The organism is Paenibacillus sp. LHD-117, assembly GCF_030929555.1.
GTDB lineage: Bacteria > Bacillota > Bacilli > Paenibacillales > Paenibacillaceae > Pristimantibacillus.
Genome location: NZ_JAVFVT010000077.1, coordinates 1 through 1,670, shown reverse-complemented (window position 1 = coordinate 1,670; position 1,670 = coordinate 1). Strand labels below are relative to the sequence as shown.

Here is a 1,670-nt window from a genome sequence, read left to right as displayed (position 1 = left end):
TTCATTCCTGTAGGTAAGATCATAAAAAACGGGCAGCTCATAATAAAGTTTAAAAATAAAAGCGGGGGGACCGTCGATCGAGCTGTTGATGTAAATGATACAAATTTAAAAAATACTGAGTTTCTGCCATGCAATTGCTTCACTGCAGGGACTAAGGTTCTAACAGACGAAGGGGAGAAAAATATCGAAGACATTGAAGTCGGAGATATGGTTCTTGCTAAGGATGAGAATAACCCGGATGGAGAATTGGCTTACAAGGAAGTCACGAACCTTTACCGCAACCAACGTGATGATATAATTAAGCTATACGTTGGGGAGCAGGTCATCGAGACGACCGACAACCATCCGTTTTGGGTGGAAGGTAAAGGGTGGGTCTTCGCTGATGAACTTCAAATTGGCGATAAACTCCAAAAGGCTGATGGAAGCAACCTGACGATTGATAAGGTTGAGTTTGTAAAGCTTGATGAGCCAGTCACGGTTTACAACTTCACGGTTGCAGACTTCCATACGTATTATGTAACGGATATTGAGATTTGGGTGCATAATACGAATTGTTTTGATGCGGCAGAATTTGAAAAGCGAATCTCTAGTATGAATGTCAATGAAAGGGTAGCAACTGTTAGAACTACTGCGGCAGATATCGCTTCACAAAGAGGTTGGACGAAAGATTCAAAATTAACTAGAATTAACGGTCGTGATGTCTATTACGATTCATCTAGTGGGAACTACTACGCATTAGATACTCAACATGGACGGTTTGAAGTTGTGAACAAGCGAGGTAAGCATCAAGGTGAGGTTAATTTTAACCTTGACCCAACTAAGGCGGCGGACACAAAAGGTGGCCACGACCTAATTATGAAGTAGGTGTAAAACTAGATGAATAATTTAGTTAGGGAAGTTGTGGAAAGTTTTTATCATCAAGAAGACAAATTAAGATATCTATTAAAATGTCAAAGAACGATTGAACTTCCCAGTGAGTTAATTATTTTTCTAAATAATAACAATATCAAACTGCAACCTCATAATACTGGGGATGTATGGCCATCAAGTAAATGGACTTTTGGCCATGAGGATTATTGCAAAGGTGAGTTTAGGGTGAGTTTTTCAAGTTTATTGATGGTTTCTAAACTCGCTTCGCTATACTATCTTCATCATGAGTTCCAAGTAGACAACAAAGACGAGCAGAAGATGAGCCCAACCTTGGATGGTTTCGATGAGCAACCGTACACTCGGACACAGGCTGAACTTGAATCCATTATCAAGCAGTCATTCAAGAAGTTAGGTTATGAACAATTATCCTATAAAGAAATGAATGAAGTCTTGCAAGGAATTCACTTTGGTGATGACGTGGGCTTTTTTGGACCGCAGGTTACAGTCGAATATGCATTATTCCATGACGTATTGGAAATTTGTCCTGACTAATGAAAGGGCCTTGGGGGGATTATACCTCCAAGGTCTTTTGTTTTTCCCTACCCAGTGCCGAATGAATCAGGAGGCAAGTCCCGAAAAGACTTAACCCTCATCACCCCCGTATAATTCCCCTAATATGCCTCATGACTTATGCAGTTCATTCCAAGTGATGGAAACCGATTAATAGTCATAGAAATGTAAGCTAAAAAACGGAAAACCCCTTGACTTTTGGAAATCACCCCAATAATCGCGAAGAATAC

Annotated in this window: 2 protein-coding genes; both read left to right on the top strand. The window is 40.2% G+C overall.

What is annotated here, in order from left to right:
• The coding region (locus RB620_RS30060) for a polymorphic toxin-type HINT domain-containing protein (RefSeq protein ID WP_308100841.1) at positions 1 to 864 on the top strand (864 nt) is incomplete at its 5' end.
• Positions 865 to 876: 12 nt separating this feature from the next.
• A complete protein-coding gene (locus tag RB620_RS30055) occupies positions 877 to 1,422 on the top strand; it encodes a hypothetical protein (RefSeq protein WP_308100839.1) in 546 nt (181 codons plus the stop codon).
• Positions 1,423 to 1,670: the final 248 nt, after the last annotated feature.

Excerpts from the sequence above, each read along its gene's own strand:
- RB620_RS30055 (WP_308100839.1), top strand. The coding sequence starts at position 877 with ATGAATAATTTAGTTAGGGAAGTTGTGGAAAGTTTTTATCATCAAGAA.